18 protein-coding genes, 3 pseudogenes and 1 riboswitch are annotated in these 18587 nt (G+C 35.7%); of the genes and pseudogenes, 5 read left to right on the forward strand and 16 right to left on the reverse strand.

Annotated features, from left to right (window positions below; genetic code table 11):
* Positions 1–18: 18 nt before the first annotated feature.
* On the reverse strand, positions 19–930 hold the full coding sequence (locus tag ACFQZ1_RS25210) for a DMT family transporter (RefSeq protein WP_377884897.1): 912 nt from the start codon (positions 928–930) through the stop codon (positions 19–21).
* 125 nt (positions 931–1055) lie between these two features.
* On the opposite strand from ACFQZ1_RS25210, the gene pdxR reads away from it, so the two are divergent.
* A complete protein-coding gene (gene pdxR, locus ACFQZ1_RS25215) occupies positions 1056–2501 on the forward strand; it encodes a MocR-like pyridoxine biosynthesis transcription factor PdxR (RefSeq protein ID WP_377884899.1) in 1446 nt (481 codons plus the stop codon).
* 119 nt (positions 2502–2620) lie between these two features.
* Here the strand turns inward: pdxR and ACFQZ1_RS25220 are convergent, their stop codons facing one another.
* Entirely contained in the window at positions 2621–3424 is an 804-nt protein-coding gene (locus tag ACFQZ1_RS25220) for a VOC family protein (RefSeq protein ID WP_377884900.1), read from the reverse strand.
* Between the two features lie 356 nt (positions 3425–3780).
* Here ACFQZ1_RS25220 and ACFQZ1_RS25225 point away from each other — a divergent pair, with 356 nt between their 5' ends.
* The 3 genes from ACFQZ1_RS25225 to ACFQZ1_RS25235 all read left to right on the forward strand — a co-directional run bounded on the left by ACFQZ1_RS25225 (position 3781) and on the right by ACFQZ1_RS25235 (position 7170).
* The gene (locus tag ACFQZ1_RS25225) at positions 3781–4680 is read left to right on the forward strand and encodes a sulfite exporter TauE/SafE family protein (RefSeq protein ID WP_377884901.1); all 900 of its coding nucleotides are present in this window, start codon (positions 3781–3783) and stop codon (positions 4678–4680) included.
* A 306-nt stretch (positions 4681–4986) separates the two neighbouring features.
* Positions 4987–5180: riboswitch (Lysine riboswitch) on the forward strand.
* Between the two features lie 107 nt (positions 5181–5287).
* On the forward strand, positions 5288–6757 hold the full coding sequence (locus ACFQZ1_RS25230; RefSeq protein WP_377884902.1) for an amino acid permease: 1470 nt from the start codon (positions 5288–5290) through the stop codon (positions 6755–6757).
* A 110-nt stretch (positions 6758–6867) separates the two neighbouring features.
* Positions 6868–7170, forward strand: a complete 303-nt coding sequence (locus ACFQZ1_RS25235) for an iron-sulfur cluster biosynthesis family protein (protein WP_377884903.1) — start codon at positions 6868–6870, stop codon at positions 7168–7170.
* Positions 7171–7243: 73 nt separating this feature from the next.
* Here the strand turns inward: ACFQZ1_RS25235 and ACFQZ1_RS25240 are convergent, their stop codons facing one another.
* From ACFQZ1_RS25240 to ACFQZ1_RS25280, 10 genes and pseudogenes are all read right to left on the reverse strand, one after another.
* Positions 7244–8026 carry an NAD-dependent protein deacylase gene (locus ACFQZ1_RS25240; protein WP_377884904.1) on the reverse strand — a complete coding sequence of 261 codons (783 nt, stop codon included), beginning with the start codon at positions 8024–8026 and terminating at the stop codon, positions 7244–7246.
* 24 nt (positions 8027–8050) lie between these two features.
* Entirely contained in the window at positions 8051–8698 is a 648-nt protein-coding gene (gene pcp, locus ACFQZ1_RS25245; protein ID WP_377884905.1) for a pyroglutamyl-peptidase I, read from the reverse strand.
* Between the two features lie 14 nt (positions 8699–8712).
* On the reverse strand, positions 8713–9675 hold the full coding sequence (locus ACFQZ1_RS25250; protein WP_377884906.1) for a DUF979 domain-containing protein: 963 nt from the start codon (positions 9673–9675) through the stop codon (positions 8713–8715).
* Position 9676: 1 nt separating this feature from the next.
* Complete coding sequence (locus ACFQZ1_RS25255; protein ID WP_377884907.1) at positions 9677–10372, reverse strand: DUF969 domain-containing protein; 696 nt, start codon at positions 10370–10372, stop codon at positions 9677–9679.
* Positions 10373–10399: 27 nt separating this feature from the next.
* Positions 10400–11155: a 5-oxoprolinase subunit PxpA gene (pxpA, locus tag ACFQZ1_RS25260; protein ID WP_377884908.1), complete on the reverse strand. Its 756-nt coding sequence runs from the start codon at positions 11153–11155 to the stop codon at positions 10400–10402.
* The gene (locus ACFQZ1_RS25265) at positions 11152–12150 is read right to left on the reverse strand and encodes a 5-oxoprolinase subunit C family protein (protein WP_377884909.1); all 999 of its coding nucleotides are present in this window, start codon (positions 12148–12150) and stop codon (positions 11152–11154) included. Before ACFQZ1_RS25265 ends, pxpA begins: the two co-directional genes overlap by 4 nt.
* Positions 12147–12854: a 5-oxoprolinase subunit PxpB gene (gene pxpB / locus ACFQZ1_RS25270; RefSeq protein WP_377884910.1), complete on the reverse strand. Its 708-nt coding sequence runs from the start codon at positions 12852–12854 to the stop codon at positions 12147–12149. Before pxpB ends, ACFQZ1_RS25265 begins: the two co-directional genes overlap by 4 nt.
* Positions 12854–13621 carry an IclR family transcriptional regulator gene (locus ACFQZ1_RS25275; RefSeq protein ID WP_377884912.1) on the reverse strand — a complete coding sequence of 256 codons (768 nt, stop codon included), beginning with the start codon at positions 13619–13621 and terminating at the stop codon, positions 12854–12856. Before ACFQZ1_RS25275 ends, pxpB begins: the two co-directional genes overlap by 1 nt.
* Before the next feature lie 256 nt (positions 13622–13877).
* A pseudogene (locus ACFQZ1_RS26730) lies at positions 13878–13991 on the reverse strand (replication-relaxation family protein); the annotation flags it as partial.
* 420 nt (positions 13992–14411) lie between these two features.
* Positions 14412–14598, reverse strand: a pseudogene (locus ACFQZ1_RS25280) (hypothetical protein); the annotation flags it as partial.
* A gap of 373 nt (positions 14599–14971) precedes the next feature.
* On the opposite strand from ACFQZ1_RS25280, the pseudogene ACFQZ1_RS25285 reads away from it, so the two are divergent.
* A pseudogene (locus ACFQZ1_RS25285) lies at positions 14972–15327 on the forward strand (DUF3914 domain-containing protein).
* Positions 15328–15835: 508 nt separating this feature from the next.
* On the opposite strand, the gene ACFQZ1_RS26735 reads toward ACFQZ1_RS25285, so the two are convergent.
* The 4 genes from ACFQZ1_RS26735 to ACFQZ1_RS25300 form a co-directional block, all read right to left on the reverse strand.
* Entirely contained in the window at positions 15836–15979 is a 144-nt protein-coding gene (locus ACFQZ1_RS26735) for a DUF2321 domain-containing protein (RefSeq protein WP_483861721.1), read from the reverse strand.
* A gap of 498 nt (positions 15980–16477) precedes the next feature.
* A complete protein-coding gene (locus ACFQZ1_RS25290; RefSeq protein ID WP_377884913.1) occupies positions 16478–17164 on the reverse strand; it encodes a poly-gamma-glutamate hydrolase family protein in 687 nt (228 codons plus the stop codon).
* 270 nt (positions 17165–17434) lie between these two features.
* Positions 17435–17989, reverse strand: coding sequence for an arginase family protein (locus tag ACFQZ1_RS25295; protein ID WP_377884914.1), 555 nt, complete (start codon positions 17987–17989; stop codon positions 17435–17437).
* A complete protein-coding gene (locus tag ACFQZ1_RS25300) occupies positions 17974–18465 on the reverse strand; it encodes a radical SAM protein (protein ID WP_377884915.1) in 492 nt (163 codons plus the stop codon). Before ACFQZ1_RS25300 ends, ACFQZ1_RS25295 begins: the two co-directional genes overlap by 16 nt.
* Positions 18466–18587: the final 122 nt, after the last annotated feature.

The following is an 18587-nucleotide window of genomic DNA, read 5'->3' on the forward strand; positions in this document are numbered from 1 at the left end:
GACGTGGTCATTTTCATACTAACTTACCTTTTTTAAATTGAGTGCTGGCTTTTTCACTGTCCCTTTTTTCACAACATATAACCCAATGAAAATAACAAAACCACCAAACAATTGCATGATGTTCACCTGTTCGCCTATCGTTACAGCTGCAAATATAACCGCGAATAATGGAACAAGATACATATAAACCATTACTTTTGTTGAACCAATTTTACTAATTCCAACGTACCACATTGCAAGCCCAAAAATCGTTGCAAATACAATCGAATATCCTAACGATCCCCAACTCAGCATATCAGTCGGCCATGTTAAGGAGTCTACATTCATAAAGCAGTATAAAACAAGCGGAACAATTCCTAATAAAGTTGACCAAGCGGTTACTCGCATCGCAGAATATTTCGTAATTAGCGGCTGAGCAAGGATCGGATACCAGCCCCATGCGATCGACGCAACCAATCCAATTATATTTCCAAGCCATGCATATTCATATATAGATTGATTCGTATGCCCAGTTAATAGTACAAGTGCTGCCCCTCCAAAAGAAAGCATAGATCCGATTTGTATTTTCAGAGAAAAACGTTCTTGTTTATGCAATACAGCTAAAATCCCTGTAAAGATTGGTGACATCGCAATTAGTAATGAAGCGTTCGTCGCAGATGTATATTTTACTGAAAGCATGAATAGCGTTTGATATAATGTCGTCCCAACAATACCAACCACCAAAAGTCTCAACCAGTCTTTCCTCTCTATACGTAATGAACGTTCCATAATAAAGGTAATAAGTAGCAAAATTGGTGATGCAATTAAAAATCGCATACTATTAAATTGAATGGATGACATATATGCCACTCCATATTTTCCTATCGTATAATTTGCTCCCCATACTAAAGCAACTGACATTAGGAGCCATTCCATTTGCCTTTGTTTCATCCAAATCTCCCCTTCCTTATTTAGCATAGTAAAATTGGCCTGATGTAACACCATCCAATTGGCTGTTTTTTCACCCAGCCAATTTGCTATACTGTTAATAATGAGAGCATAAGGAGACAGGATAAATGAAATGGAAATTAGATTCAGATAGTAAAATTCCGATCTATCAACAAGTTGTTGATTATATTGAAAGACGTATTATGTACGGAGAGCTTCCACCAGGAAGTTTCCTCCCTTCAGAACGTAAGCTAGCAGAGCAACTTCAAGTAAATCGAAGTACAATTACAACAGCTTATAATGAACTGCGTGCAATGGGAATTGTTGAAAGTACAACTGGAAAAGGAACACGTGTCAGCACGCATATGTGGGGGGTCTCTCCAAAATTCACACCGAATTGGAGAGGTTTTATAGAAGGCGGGACATTTTTGCCTAACTTACCACTCCTTCGCTATATTCGTGAACAAGTGCAGCAAAATGAAAATATCATTGACTTTGCAAATGGTGAACTTGGATGTGATTTGTTTCCGCATCAGCAATTACAAACGATTTTACATGAGCAACCGTTAACACGATCGTTAAGCTATGATCATCCACAAGGCTATCTTCCTTTACGCAAAATTGTAGCAAAATATATGAAGGAACATTTACAAATTGATGCCACTGAACAATCAATTATGATTACTTCCGGCGCGCAGCAAGCACTGCACCTTATTGTGCAATGTTTATTAAATCCAGGTGATGCAGTAGCATTTGAAAGTCCATCTCATTGCTATTCCTTACCTCTTTTCCAATCGGCAGGTATTCGTATATTTCCATTACCTGTTGATGAACATGGCATTCATCCAGACGATGTACATGAACTTTATCGAAAGCACCGGATTAAAATGATTTTCTTAAATCCCAATTATCAAAATCCAACAGGGACACTCCTTCATCCAAAAAGAAGGGAAACACTTCTATCTTTATGTGCCGATTTACGAATTCCGATTGTTGAAGATGATCCTTCGAGCTTATTAACATTAGAAAATAAAGAACAAGCATGTTCAACTCTAAAATCAATTGATACAAACGGAACAGTCATTTATGTTCATTCCCTATCTAAAATGATAGCACCAGGATTACGAATCGGCTGGCTCGTTGCTCCGCAGTCCGTTGTTGAACGATTATCAGATGCAAGGCACCAAATGGAATTAGGTTTAAGTATTTTTCCGCAATGGCTTATGCAACAATTTTTTGAAACAGTTCCGTTTGAAACACACTTACAAAAGCTACGCTATGAATTATTACAAAAAAGAAATGTATTAGCTAGTGCACTGCAACATTCACTCCATGAAGAACTCTCATTTTCCATGCCGACAGGTGGAATTTATATATGGGGGAAATTGAAACACCCTGTTCAAGAAAAGCAGCTGATTATGCAGAGTTTAAAACAACAAGTTGCCTTTATGCCCGGCAGTATTTTTGGTGCAAAAGATGGTTATATTCGTCTCTCATACGGAAAAGTAGATATAAACCATATTACTGAAGGGGTCTCTCGACTTCAAAAAGCAATCAACTTTTGTGATTTGTAAAGGCCTCCAACATTACGTTTGGAAGCCTTTTGATTTATACCAAAATGTTGTTTGGACAATTGCCGGCCAATTTGTATGCTCTGGTAATTGTCTTATTACTTCGTTCACCTTGATTCCTCCTAAAATATGTACATCCCATTCGATATCTGATATACACTCTTATTCTCCTTGTCTCCTTGAAACTCTACAGCAAATGGTACCTCCCCGCAGTTCTGTAATTGATTCTGTACCACTCCATTTCCTATCGGTTCACAAAGTTGAATTGTTATTTTCCCAAGAGAGAAACTTCGAAATACCGCATTCCACTCTTTATCTATTTTTGGTGTACTCATTTCTATTTGCAATAACTCTTCCCATAGTTTGCTTGTTTCATTTACATTATTAACAGCGTAAAACACTGTTTTCATTCCAATTACATTATTGTCATGAAGTGAAATCACTCCTTTTTTCTGTAAATCTGCTCTTCTTTTTCCATCCGATTCACCCCACTCAATAAAAAACGGGAATCTAGGACCGCCATCCTCCTGTTCAATGAATAGCATTTTCCAGCTTAATAGAGTACCATCATCTCTTAAACGTTTTCCCTCCAATGGACCATTTATATGAAACCCTTTCTCCAATAATTTCTTAGCAAGCTCTTCCATATGTTCTGTACGCAATGCAATTTGGATCATCCCTTCCCCTTTTTGCAACTTATGAACAGTTTGCTGAATGAGAGGATTCTCTGCTCTGTTTGCGGCTTCTTTGTTCTGAACTGCTAAAAACTCAATATACGCCAAATCAAAATAACATAAGCTATTATATGTCCCCCAATTCGTATGCTCTCCTCCTTGTACTGTATGAAATCCGAGTATCTTCATTTGTTTTATCACTTCAGCTGGAGAGCATTGAACTACGTGAACAAGATGATCAAACTGTAACATCTCATCACCATCCTTACTTTTATTATTTTTAGTGTATTACTTTTCATTTATTTCTTGCAATTCAAAATTTTATAGAAAACCCAGTTGTTTTATATGATTAATGTGTATTATAATGAAAAAAATTAGAATATGATAAAGCTGATTGGAAAACCAAAGGCTCTTTTCTCATTAGAGAAAGGAGCCTTTTTTATTTTATCTCGCTACTTTTGGGCAGTAACACTCCCTCCTCAAGATTCTGAGAAGTCAAAGGAGATAGATGGGAGAAAACTGTCCGTAAAATTCAACTAACCATTAATAGAGGATAAAGAACCTCCACTGATGGTAGTTTCACTTTATTATAAACGGAGGTATTAAACATGCAAAAATTAATTGTCTTTGCTATCATTGGTTTTTTTGCACAACTCATTGATGGAGCTTTAGGAATGGCTTATGGGGTAACATCTTCTTCATTATTACTCATGTTTGGAATTGCACCAGCCGTTGCTTCAGCATCTGTTCATTTAGCCGAAGTTGTTACAACTGCCGCTTCTGGTATTTCACATATCCGATTTGGAAATGTCGATAAATATACTGTTTCAAGGCTAACATTACCAGGTGCCATTGGCGCTTTTGTAGGTGCTTGCTTTTTAAGTAACTTACCAGGAAATTTAATTAAACCGTATATTTCAGTGTTTTTATTCGTGTTAGGTGTATATATCTTATTAAGATTTATTTTACAAAAACAAGTTGTTCAAACAAATAATAAACGTCTGTCTGGTAAGCAATTAATTCCACTTGGCCTTTTTGCAGGTTTTGTAGATTCAACAGGCGGTGGCGGCTGGGGACCTATTACTACTCCTGTTTTACTTGCACGCGGGAATGAAGCAAGAAAAGTTGTAGGTTCTGTAGATACGAGTGAATTTCCTGTCTCATTAGCTGCCACATTGGGATTTTTCATTTCTCTTGGCTGGGAACAGATCAGTTGGTTTTGGGTGTTTGCTCTTATGCTTGGCGGTATTATTGCAGCACCTATTGCTGCATGGTTAGTACGAATTGTTCCTTCACATTTACTTGGGGTTCTTGTCGGAGGGCTTATTATTTTTACTAACATTCGTACGCTATTAACAGCTTTTAGAATAGATCAAGATATAATATTTCTTTCTTACATTGCAATAGGTCTTGCCGTTACAATTGCACTGATAATTACGACTCGTAATCAATCACAACATACAAACAAAAAAATTGTATATAACAAACAAAAACAAGTTTCCCCATAAAGGGAAGCTTGTTTTCTTTTAGTCTCCTTTTCGACAATATATTTTGTCGAAATTTATTTGTCTCAATTTTCTGTTAATTTTAAAGGATTTTTTGAAACACAATGCGAAACTATTGTATAACCTTTTTCAACAAGAGGTTACATATTACATATTTTTTAGGATCGGGATGAGTTTTGAAAGCGCTTTTCTAAAATAGCCGTTCTTTTTTCTCTTTTTTTCTACAAAAAAGTCCTTGCAATATTCCCAGAAAATCATTACAATTGCGATATATTAAAAATCATAGCAATAGAAAAATCCTCATCAATCCGATGAGGTAGAGGTTGCGGCTTTTATTAGTAGTCCGGACGAGACACAGAGAACGTCAATAACTCCGAATGAAAGGAAAAGCTGCCGAAGTTTATGCTTCTTCTCTGGAAGTATATGCTGGGGCTGTTTTCGAATAGGAACAGAACTGTCACGTTTACAAAATTACCGTGTAAATGTGGGGCGCTATCTTAACGGAAGGTATGATGGGGTGGCTATTTTTGAAATGCTCCGCTAAATTCTTTTGGCGGTTTTTTTAATTCCCCCCGCTCCTTCCCATCTAACAAGAAAAGGAGTGTTGAAAATGAACGGCGCAACTACAAAAGTTACCTCTACATCTACAAGTCAATCTGCACAAACACATGGTGAGCTAAAACGTGGATTGAAATCTCGCCATCTTACAATGATTTCACTTGGTGGTACAATTGGAACAGGTTTATTCCTAGCAAGCGGTGGAGTTGTCCACACAGCTGGTCCTGGTGGCGCTCTCGTCGCCTATGCTGCAATTGGTATTATGGTATATTTTTTAATGACAAGTTTAGCAGAATTAGCATCGTACATCCCTGTAGCAGGATCTTTCAGCACATACGCAACAAGATTTGTTGATCCATCTCTTGGGTTTGCATTAGGTTGGAACTACTGGTATAACTGGGCCATCACGATTGCTGCTGAACTCTCTGCAGTTACATTAATTATGAAGTATTGGTTCCCAAATACTTCTTCCCTGCTTTGGAGTGGTATTTGTTTAGCTATTATGTTCCTTTTAAATTATTTATCTGTTAAAGGATTTGGGGAAGCTGAATATTGGTTTGCACTTATTAAAGTTGTAACTGTTATCGCCTTTTTAATTGTCGGTTTTCTTATGATTTTCGGTATTATGGGCGGAGAACCAGTTGGTTTTAAAAACTTCACAGTTGCAGATGCACCGTTTAGCGGCGGCTTCATGGCAATTATTGGTGTGTTTATGGCAGCCGGATTTTCATTCCAAGGAACAGAATTATTAGGAGTTGCGGCTGGGGAAACTAAAGATCCACAACGCAGTATTCCAAAAGCAATTCGCAGCATCTTTTGGCGAATTCTACTGTTCTATATTTTAGCAATTCTTGTAATTGGTTTACTCATTCCATATACAGACAAAAACCTTGCAGCAAGTGATGTGACAGTAAGTCCATTTACACTTGTATTCGCTAAAGCAGGTGTTGCCTTTGCGGCATCAGTAATGAACGCCGTTATTTTAACAGCTGTTCTGTCTGCTGGTAACTCTGGTATGTATGCAGCATCACGTATGCTTTGGGATCTAGCAAACCAAGGTAAAGCACCTAAATTTTTAGGAAAACTAAATAGTCGTGGTATACCTGTAAATGCATTGATTGCAACATCATTAGTTGGATGTGCTGCTTTCTTAGCTTCTTTATTCGGTGATGGCGTGGTCTATGTATGGCTCTTAAATGCTTCTGGTATGTCAGGCTTCATCGCTTGGATCGGAATTGCAATTAGTCACTACCGTTTCCGTAAGGCATACATCGCACAAGGAAAAGATTTAAATGACTTACCATATAAAGCAAAATGGTTCCCATTCGGTCCTATCTTTGCATTTGTACTATGTTTAATCGTTATTCTTGGTCAAAACTACGGTGCATTTATGGGAAAATCTATTGACTGGGACGGTATACTCGTTTCATATATTGGCCTACCTCTTTTCTTAATACTTTGGTTAGGTTATAAATTTACAAAGAAAACAAAAGTCATTCCATTAGATAAATGTGAGCTTTAAAAATAACAACCTATCAACGAAAGTTGATAGGTTTTCTTATGTGCCCGAGTAGCCGGTTCATTATATTTTTGCCATAATAGAATAAGAGTTTAAGAAAAGGAAGGGATTACATGAATATTCGTGTTACAAATACAGCAAAAGAAAAACTGCAACAATTACAAAATGGAGGTAAAACAATCATTAGAGTAAAAGGAACTATAGGCAATACCTGTACTGTCTATGTGAATATCGATTTAATTGTCGATGAATATCATGCCAATGATGTCGTATTTGAAGATGAACAGCTTGTTATTCAAATCGATGACTTCACAAAAGATTATATCGGAAACACAATGACGCTAGATTACAATACAGGCTTTAAAATTACAACACCAAGTGAAACGATTGTTTATGGTTTATCGCTGAAAAAATAATATAAAAATGTAGTGTTCAAAAAAGAGAAGGCACATATGATCGTTTCATATGTGCCCTTCTTTTTAAATTTTTTTAGTTTACATCTTCTGTTCTTAAAAATCCATCCACAAATTCTCCAATTGTTTCATGAAACGCATAATCAAAATACGATTCTTGCCCCGTTCGCTCGTCATTAATAAGGATTGTCGTTGCCCCTATTTCTCGTTTTGCTATTTGCGGGAATGACGCTACAGGCTGTACTTTTAACGACGTTCCCATTACAAGCAATACATCTGTTTCATACAAGCGTTCAATGGCTGTTTGAAATTGAGGCAATGTGTCTCCATATAACACAACGTCAGGATTTAAAATGAAATTACACTTCTCACAGCGCGGCACTTCATGTGCAATCATATATTGTAAGTTATATTTCGTACGACACTTTGGACAATGAGCAGATTGTAATGTACCATGTAAATCAATGACACGTTTACTTCCGCCTAATTGATGAAGTCCATCAATATTTTGTGTTAAAACAACAAGATCTTTTCCGCTCTCTTCTAACTGCGCAATAAATACATGTCCTCTATTCGGCTTATATTGATGAAATGTTTCAATTTGAAAGATTGCTTTATAATGTTTCCAAAAATCTTTCGGGTTTCGATTATAATATCCTCTTGATAAATACATTTCTACATTTGCATCTGCATACAAACCGTTTGCTGATCGAAAGTCTGGAATCCCACTCTCTGTACTTGCACCTGCCCCAGTTAACACCGTAATCTTCTTAGCATTGTCAATGATAGAACGCACTTCTCCATAATGCTGCACAACATTCACCTCTATGTATATTTCTTCTTTCATTATAACAGGCATATGCAACAACTTAGAAATTTTTTCTTAATGCGTTGTACCTTCTGCTACTACTATATCTATTTTTACTTCCAAAGCTGTTTGTATTAAAAGCTCTATTCCTTTTGTAATGTTAGAAAGTGACATGCTCGGTTGACCAGAATATGCACTCGCTTGTTCCGGTAAAAACGGAATATGTACAAAACCACCAGAAATATGCTCTTCCTGTTTAGCTAATATGTGCATAAGTCCGTAAAAAAGATGATTACAGACAAACGTCCCTGCTGTTTGTGAAACAGATGCTGGAATTCCTCCTTCACGAAGTTGCTTCACAATCGCTTTTATGGGAAGTGTTGACCAATACGCCACTGGACCATCATCAATCACTGGTATATCAATCGGTTGATTTCCCATATTATCAGGAATTCTTGCATCATCTACATTAATTGCAACGCGCTCAACTGTAATGTCGGAACGCCCTCCTGCTTGTCCAATACACACGACAAGAGCTGGATCTACTTCATCAATATAAGATTCTAGCATTTGTAAGGATGTATGAAAAACCGTAGGAATTTGTTTACTAACGATTGTATATTCTCCTATTCTTTTTTGATCAAGTTGTTTAGCAACTTCCCAAGCAGGATTGATTTTTTCTCCTCCAAATGGTTCAAATCCTGTTAGTAAAATTTTTTTCATCAATCCCACCTCCTTTAAAATCGATATACAAGTGCGTACATAACAAGCATATTAATTACAAAAATTGCGACGGCAACTGGCGCTTGCGCTTTAATAACAGCATTTTTATCTTTAAGCTCTAATAACATTGCTGGAACGATGTTAAAGTTAGCAGCCATCGGCGTTAGCAATGTACCGCAATACCCAGCAAACATACCAAGCGCTGCCATAATCGCTGGGTTTCCGCCGTGCATTTGAACAATAAGCGGCAATCCAATCCCGCCCGTAATAACAGCAAAAGCAGCGAACGCATTTCCCATTACCATTGTAAATAACATCATTCCTAAGCAATATGCCATGACAGCCACGAATGGATATTCAGTCGGCAATACTTTTCCAACTAAATCCGCCACTACCTGTCCAACTCCAGACTTAGCAAATATACCGCCAAGAGCAGCCAGCATTTGTGGTAAAATAACGGCCCATCCAACTGCTTGCAGTAAACGGCTTCCTTCTTGAACTGGCTCTGTCACTTTTGCTTTTGTAATGGCCATCGCAAAAGCAAAGGCAACTAATGCACCTAATGCTAGTGCAATTAGCGTTACTTTTTCAGGATCCACAACAAATATATTTCCAAATTTCAATTTTCCAAGTGTGAGCGTTCCGATAATAGTAAACAAAGGGATTAAAATAGCTGGCATGAAAATTTTATTCCCTAATTTTGCTGCATGTTTTACACGCTCCTCTACTGGTGCTTCTTGTTCATTTGATTTTGTTACTTTGTTTAATGATGCTAAAATAACCATAACTAAAACGAGACAACCGACATAAAACGAGGGTATGATATTTCCAAATAAAAATGTAATTGCAAACAACGCCCAAAACAAACTAGAACCGAAACGATTCGGATGTTGACGATCAAAAGCAACACGAATTGCAATAAAAGCAACAATAATACCAAGTAGATAATAAATTGTATCCAGTGTAATTAATTTCACGCTACATCGCCTCCTTATTTTGATTCTCTTCTTGTTTCATGACGTCGTCTATATGTCTATCAATTTGACGAAAACGGATCCAACTTACAATAAATGCAGAAATTGCTGTTGGAATCCCCCAAAGTGCCATATCCCACACACCAACATGCATACCGACAGAATCAAAAAATCCTTTCATTAATAAAATTGCTCCCGTTGCAATAAAAATATCTTCTCCAAAAAACCATGCTGTATTTTCTGCTGCCGCTGCATATGCTTTAATTTTTTCTCTTAACTTCTCTGGAAGTTTTCCATAACGAGCATGCGCTGCCCCTTCCGCCATTGGTGCAACAAGTGGTCTTACTGCTTGTGCATGTCCTCCAATGTTAAGCCCAATCGCTGCAGTTGCTTCGCGAATAGTGAAATACGATAGAAGAACGCGTCCAGTTGTTGCTCCTTTTGATTTTGTAATCAGTGTTTCCGCTCGTTCTTTCAATCCGTAACGCTCTAAAATCCCGATAACCGGAAGTGTTAATAGAATTGGCATGGACATATATCGATTTTCTATAAAGAATTTCCCAAATAGACTTATCACTTCATGAAATGACATACCGGATACCATCCCTGTTACAATTCCAGCTACCATAACAACTAACAATGTATTAAGTCGGAATAAAAAACCAACTGCTACAAGTAAAATCCCAATCAATTTTACCATACGTAATCCCCCTATCTTTTTTACGTGTTAAGGTGCACAAATATTAATTTGTGCCTGCTGCAGTGCATTGTAAATGCCTTTCGCATAATCAACGGCATGCATGCCATCCCCATGAATACAAATTGTATGCGCTGCAATTGAAACGATAGTCCCATCAACAGCTTGAACATTCCCTTTTTGCACCATTTGCAATACTTGTCTTATCGCATCTTCTTCATTTGTAATCAATGCATTCGATTCTGTACGATTTGTTAAAGTCCCGTTACATTGATACGTTCGATCTGCAAATACCTCTTGCACAACACGAAGATTATATTTTTCTCCTGCACTCACAAATTCGCTACTTGCTAATCCGAATAAAAGAAGATCCGGATTTACTTTATAAATAGCTTTTGCAATTGCATCTGCGATTTCTGAATTTACTGCTGCTAGATTATAGAGTGCACCGTGCGGTTTAACATGGTTCATTTTCCCACCCAATGCACGAATGAAACCATCTAATGCTCCGATTTGATAAATCATATAATCGTACACTTCATCTGGTGAAACATGCATCATTCTTCTTCCAAAACCTATAAGGTCTGGTAAGCCTGGATGCGCACCTATTGAAACACGATGTTCTAGCGCTTTTGCAACTGTACTATGCATAACTGAAGGATCACCAGCATGAAATCCACAAGCAATGTTTACTGATGAAACATAAGGTAGAATCGCATCATCATTTCCAATGTTATATACTCCAAAACTTTCTCCTAAATCACAATTTAAATCCACTACATTCATGCTTTTTCTCCTTTCAGCTTAATGAACATTTTTAAAAGATTCATTGTCTGTTCTTGTTTTATATATAGCTGCTGTGCTTCTATTACTGAAATTTTTGAAAATGAAAGATAGTCTCCTGGCTTTAATTGTGCAAGCAGCGGTATATCAATTGAAATTACATTGGCAATTCGCGGATATCCCCCTGTTGTTTGACGATCTGCCATTAATATAATAGGCTGTCCTTCAGGTGGTACTTGGATTGTCCCATATGTCACAGTATCTGATAACAACTCTAATTTTCCCTCTACCATTACCTGCTCCCCGTCTATACGATAACCCATTCGATCTGCATAATTGGAAATTTTAAATTGCTTTTTGAAAAAAGTACGCCGACTCTCTTCTGTAAACTTTTCAAACTCTAATCCTTCCACGACACGAATCTTAGGACAATTATGATAGTTTGGTAAACAACTAGAGTTTATTCCCCACATCGTTGTATCTCGTTTTTCATTTACAAGTTGCTGTATAACATTCTTTGCCCAAAGGGAAGGTGTTCCTATTTGCAATTGATCACCCTTTTGTAAAGCACGACCTTCCATTCCACCTAAATTAGCTCGCATATACGTACTTTTGCTCTGCATTACAGCCGGAACATGAATTCCACCAGCAAATGCTACATATGCTCTGCACCCTGACTGAATTTTCTTAAAACAAAGCATACTTCCCTCTTTGACTAATACCGGGCGCCACAATGGAACTCGTTTTCCATTTAAAAGCGGTTCCATATGCGCACCGCCAATTGCAATTAATGTCGTCTGCTTAATTAATAGCTTTGGCCCAATAATCGTAATTTCTAATCCAGCTTCCCCTTCTTCATTCCCAACTAACATATTTGCAATTCTAAGTGCAACTGTGTCCATCGCTCCGCCAACTGGTACACCGTATTGTTGATATGTATGTCTACCTAAATCTTGTACAGTTGTCAACATTCCTTGTTGTAACACCTCTATATTCATACATTCTCATCCTCCCATTGCTGAAATTCTGTTTCTGTTATGGGGATGAAACGTAAATACATACCACTTTTTAGATAAGTAGGCGGTACTTTTTGAGGACGAAATAAAGAAATCGGTGTGCGTCCGATAATATTCCATCCGCCTGGTGTTTCAAGTGGATATATACCCGTTTGACTTCCACCGATTCCAACAGATCCTGCTGGAATCTTTAATCGAGGAGTATGTTTTCGTGGAGTTGCAATCCGTTGCGACATACCTCCTAAATAAGGAAATCCTGGTGTAAAACCAAGCATATAAACAAAATAAGTGGATTCACTATGAATACGAATTACATCCTCTGTTGTTAACCCATGATGCTTTGCTACTTCTTCCAAATCAGGACCGTATTCTCCGCCGTAACAAACTGGAATAGATATATATTCATATTCTTTCATTTCCTTATGATTCTCAGCTTGCAAAAGGGACTGCACATGATAACAAACATAATCATATGGTGACACATTTATCTTTTTCTCCCTATACAATGTGTAAGAATCATAATAAATAGTCACAGATGTATAAGAAGGAACACATTCTATCATCCCAGCAAATGGTACATTTTGTAACGCCTCAAATAAAGATTGCACTTTCCTATAAATCTCCATATTGATTTTCTGTCCAAATGTTACGACAATCGCTTGATCACCTAATGCTGAAAACTTCATTATTCCCCTACCTTCTTTTCTTTCCATCCTAATTCTATTGATACTTGCTTCGTTGTTTGGGTAAGATTTTCAATCCATTTTATAATTGCTGTTTCATCATACTCAGCTTCTAGTCCCGAAATGCTCATGCCCCCAACAACCATATCATCACTTCCAAAAATCGGAGCAGCTATAGCCGCTGTATGATTTTCAAGTTCTGAATAACTAATGGTATAACCGTTATCCTTTGCAGTTTGCAACATATCACGTAATTCATTTTCATCTGTAACTGTGCCCTTTGCAAATGGAACAAATGTCGTATTGCTTATATAATTTTCTTGTTCTTCTTTTGAAAAATATGTAAGCAAAATACGTGGACACGCTCCGGCATAGAGTGGAGCTCGCCGCCCAATAGCTGTATATACACGTACAGGTTGATCACCATCAATCTTTTCAATATAAATAGCTTCATTACCATCTTGAATAATTAAATTAACTGCTTGTCCGACTTCTTTTTGCAATTTTTCCATATAAGGCTTCGCAATTTTCCGTAAAGATAATCTCTCTGAAACAAGCTGACCAAATCGTAAAAAAACAAATCCTAACCTGTATGAACCATCTATTGTTTTTTGCAACAAACCCATTTCTTCAAGCGATCCAATAAGACGGTATACTGATGTTTTAGGCATATCAGTTAATTTCACCATCTCAGCTAATGTTAACGTTTCATGCTCATAAAATAGTTCTAAAATGCTCATTGTTTTCACTGCTGTTTTGTTATAACTCATGAGGCCCTCCTTCGTTCCGTATTTCGGAACATCAATTCCGATTTTCGAAACATAATATCTGTTTTAAATTATAAAATATTCTTTCAATTCAGACAATGTTTTTTTATCTTTATTATGAATAAAATAGTTATGCAAGATTATTTTTTAATACTTGATATCTTTTTAAAATAGATAAATAATCAAGGATATATCAGCGACATTTTATATCTTTTTTGTATAAGTGTTTACAAGTTCGTTTGCAAACTTGTTAGCACTTTTATATTTCTTGAATCAAATAAACCTTCGCAAACACATCATACTTAGTGGTCATTCGCTCTAGCTTCTTTTCTCGATAAGAGGTAACTGTAAAAAAATGAATTACAGGAACTTTCCAACCACTCATTATATTCCAATTACAAACTCTTCAGATATTTCTTCAGATGATAGCGATATTATAAGTACATATAACAATAAGTATGCTTTTACATACGACTTAGTTGTCAGCATAGAAGCAGATTCCAAATATATCTCACAAGTTAAACAGATTTTGGTGAATCTAAGTATAGTTAAATTAGATAAAATGAATAAAAATAATAAGACTTCGATCAAGTGTCAGTATCATTCCGAGCTGGACAAGAAAATAAACCTTTTTATATATTTGATACCGATGGAAAAGGTCATCAAAAAGCATAAAAAAAATCCAGCCCATAAAAAAACCGGGTTTCGTTATTTACTTAATTATTACAACTTCTCCTATAATCCACTCATTTGCACCAATACAGTAATATCCGTTAAGTTCTGCCCAAACAATCCACTCTGTATTAGGGTTACGATTACCGACTATGTTTTTGTTTCCTTTAGGTGCACCCATTTTCTTTGGTTTATCATTTTGTATGCACACTATTCCGATTCCAATTGTACCTGGTCTTTCATGATTTAATTGTATTAATGCTCACTTCATATTTCTCAGTAAGTTCCTTATATTTCATTCCTTGCATGTAAGCTTCTTGTGCCAACTCGTATTTTCACTTCACGTCACATCACCACACCACCTCTATATTCATTAGGAAGTAAAATGTTTTAACTCATCCATACAATAAACTCTTGTATATATCTAAACTATTTCTAATGACTTTAATCTAGTTATATGTTTAACCAGTATGTTATTCCAATCTATTTTCGTACCTTTTATAACAAATCTTTTCTTTTGAACCTAGCTTCCTTAGGTTCTTTTTTATGCAAAATAAAAAAGCAGCTATTAAGCTACTGTAAATGCTAATACAAATGGTATTTTAAATTTTTATTTACATTTTATCCAAAAAAATGAAATTATTTTATTCTTATATATAATTATTAAAGGGGTGTGTAAAAGTGAGAATTGGAATGCCTATAAATACAATGTATCAATCTGAAAAAACAAATCATTCAAACGTTGTGGAAAATGATAAAAATAATTTCTCTACTAATAAAGTTAATGACAACAAACAAGATGATTCTATTAAATTTGATATTCGATTATCTGATAAAGAAACAAAAAAACTAACCATAAGTTTACTGAAGTAGATTTGTGGAAGATGTTAAAAGACAAAGGTGTGCCATTATGGATTATTTTAGAGATTCTAAAATAATTCCATTCAGAAAAAGACAAAGAACCTAATAATACTACAAACAGCTCTTCTAGCATATTTGAATCTGTAAATGAAACTAGATTAAATGAAGTAATATAACTTAAACACTATCTTAAAAATATGGGTTTAAGTTATATCATTCGGAATGACAAAAGGAATCCTTATGGGTTCCTTTTGTCTATGCATCAATCTCATCTTGTGTGATTCCTATATAACGTTTCATCACTTCCTGGGAAACATGATTAAAAATTGTCATTTGATACGCCACATCTTTTGTCCTCTTATCTTTGTTTGTTTTGCGGTCGCAAGTCCATCAACTCGTCAACTTCCTCAGCTGTATGTACACAATATAGTAAGAACAATCCATATGCGATGATGAATATTAGCCACGCCATCTATTTACTCCTTATCAATTACTATCTTTAGTTGATTCATATGTACTGTTAGTTTATCTATTATGTTTAAATAGAGATATTCATTTTCCTTACATATGCCTTACAATGTTGTAATATCCTACCCTATTCAAATGTCCATTTTGTTCAGTAATTATGTAATTTCCATACAACAAAGAAAATAGCACCCATTATGGATGCTATTTCTTAAAAGCTTATGGCCACAAGCTCTTTTTAACAGTTTCACTTACAACATCAACAAGAATATCTCTAAACGTTGTTCCTATTTCCGTTCCGAATCTTGGTGCGAATTTTTTAAACCTTGTAGTAATATGCTTCATCCATCCTTCAGAAATCATTTGTTAGCGTAAGATGAGATCTTAATCCATATTGATGAACTCAACAAATAATTATTGTTCACCCCTACTTACCATTTGGTTACGCCCTTCACATGATTAAAGCGGAGATAATATTACTGAAAATCCAAACTAAATAAGATAATCACATGTCACAATCCGCTTGTCAAGGCAACTAATTTCTTTTCAATGCTCTTATATTTTTACAATTTTAATTTAATTGAATATAAAACAGACGATTTATTCATAAGCTTAAAATGATTCCCTTGCTATCATTTTTGCATAACTATATCTATCCTAAAAGGTCCACAGCATATGTATTTTCTTTAACCAGCGCTACATTGAACTACCCCCACCTACCGCTTTACGCTTGAGGTAGGGGTCCTCTCACCAGATATGCTAAAATTAGCATATTTACCTGGTATACCTACTCTAACTAATGCACTTGATCTCCTATCATTTTTACGAAGTCACAAAACTTAAATTGGGCCGAAATTACCATCACTGTGACTCAGCTATCGCTGAACGAATAGCATCACTGAATTTTTTCATCTTGGAAGAATCATTTGTGAGTTCGGTACGCAAGTCATAGGTGAGCTCCAATTGCGCGCCTTTTAAATTTTTACCCTTATTTACGATATTCTCTGGGCTGGTTCCCTTTAAGTTGTCAGGTGTAGTCCCAATACTGAAACCTGCGCTGGACAATTTATTCGAAATCTTCGTCTTTAATTCCTCATCGAGTCCGCCCATGTAAACTAGTTTTTCTGTTCCTTTCGCACCATGAATAGAAACAACTTTGCTTTTTTGTGCTGTCATTTTCAAAGCTAATGGATCGTCGTAATGGGTAGAAGTTAGATGCAAATCATTTCGCTCATCACCATTAGAGTCCTCCTTTTTTTTAGCATTAAATATGTAGTAACTGTAATCACCTAGGGCAATTTTTTTTGCAATTTGGTCAGTTCCAAATTCGATTTCTCCACCGTGAATTGCTAGAATGATCACATCAGAATTTGGTATATCTTGGGTTTCAATAGTATAATCTATACCTTTTTGATAATGCGCTGATAATTCTGCAAAGTTCTTGTATATATCTGATGCCTCTGATGTGTCCGATGCAGCTGAAACTGTAGACATAGAGAATGCTGAAGCAGTGAACAAAGACGTTAGAGCTAGCATAAATTTTTTCATTTCAATTCCCCTTTTCATTTGAACTCTCATTTTTATAATCTTACATTCTGAAAATGAATACATGGTCATCTTAAGCAAATAAACAACTCCTGAAGAATCAATGAAATGTATATCAAGGTAAAATAACAATGGATGTATCATTATCATGCGAGAGATTTCGAAGAAAAAACATTGATTTTTATCTGTTGTGCAATTGCTTATTTTTCAAGCATTAATTAATTTACTTAAAACATTTTTCTTTCATAAAGACTTATTACATAATCAAAACCTTTATGAAAGATGGCTCTTCATAACACCAGCCATAAAATTTAATATAATATTTGCTGCAACGTGTGGTGTATAATTTTGTTGATGATCATACCAAGGACTTACTTCATTAACATCTATTCCAACCACTTTAGACTTTAATGCAATTTCATAAATGCTATCAATTACCTCATGTGGGTATAATCCATTAGGATTAGGAACACTACATCCTGATATAAAAGCCTGATCCATAGAATCAATATCTACAGATAAATATATTCCATTGGTAGATTTTGTTACATGGTTTATAGCGTCTTCTATAACTCTTTCTCTTCCCATTTTTCTAAAATCATATAACGTCCAAATTTTAGCGCCTCTTCTTTCTAATTCTTCCATGTAATAATTGGAATAAATAGGTGCTCCAATCCCTATAATTGCGACATTATTATAATCAATCTTATCCTGCAAAGTCTTTAGCCAATGACCAGAATGCTCTTTACCTTTTAACGGATCTCTAAAATCAAAATGTGTGTCAAAAATGATAACACCGAATGAATCATTACCTAATCTATTATACATCCCTCTAAATTTCTAGGTGTGACAACCAAATCAATTGCCAATCTTGTCGGTATCGTTTTTGTAAACCCTTTCACAACTAACTTTTCAAGGACTTTCTCTAGATAAGCACCATATCCTTTAACCTTAACAATGTCATCATTAATTTCCGGACTTGTAGAGTTATACTTTAAAAATATAGTCGCACCTAGTTTATATAAACGATCAATTGATTCATCATCTAAATGCCATCCACTTGTAAAAATAACTGGTGTCATTTCATTTTTATGAATAAATTCAATCACTTCCCAGAATCCTTCATCAATCATCGGCTCTCCAGATCCAGGAAATTCTACAGTACGTGCTCCTAATTCTTTTGCTTGTAAAATTAAACTCTTTCTATCTTCCGTTTTTAGTGGCTGACGCTCTCCTTTGTTAAAACGATCGGGAGTGCGATCACAATAATAACAATGTAATTTACATTCACTTGTAAAGTCCATATCTAATAACAACATCCTATTATTTACTTTAGCTGCCTCTACTTCTTCTTTTGAAAAAATCAGTTCCTTTAACCCACAATACTTCAATTTTTTGTTTTGCCTGTTCAAAGTGTTCTTTACTA

The sequence above is a fragment of the Bacillus sp. CGMCC 1.60114 genome, assembly GCF_042676365.1.
Lineage (GTDB): Bacteria > Bacillota > Bacilli > Bacillales > Bacillaceae_G > Bacillus_A > Bacillus_A rhizoplanae_A.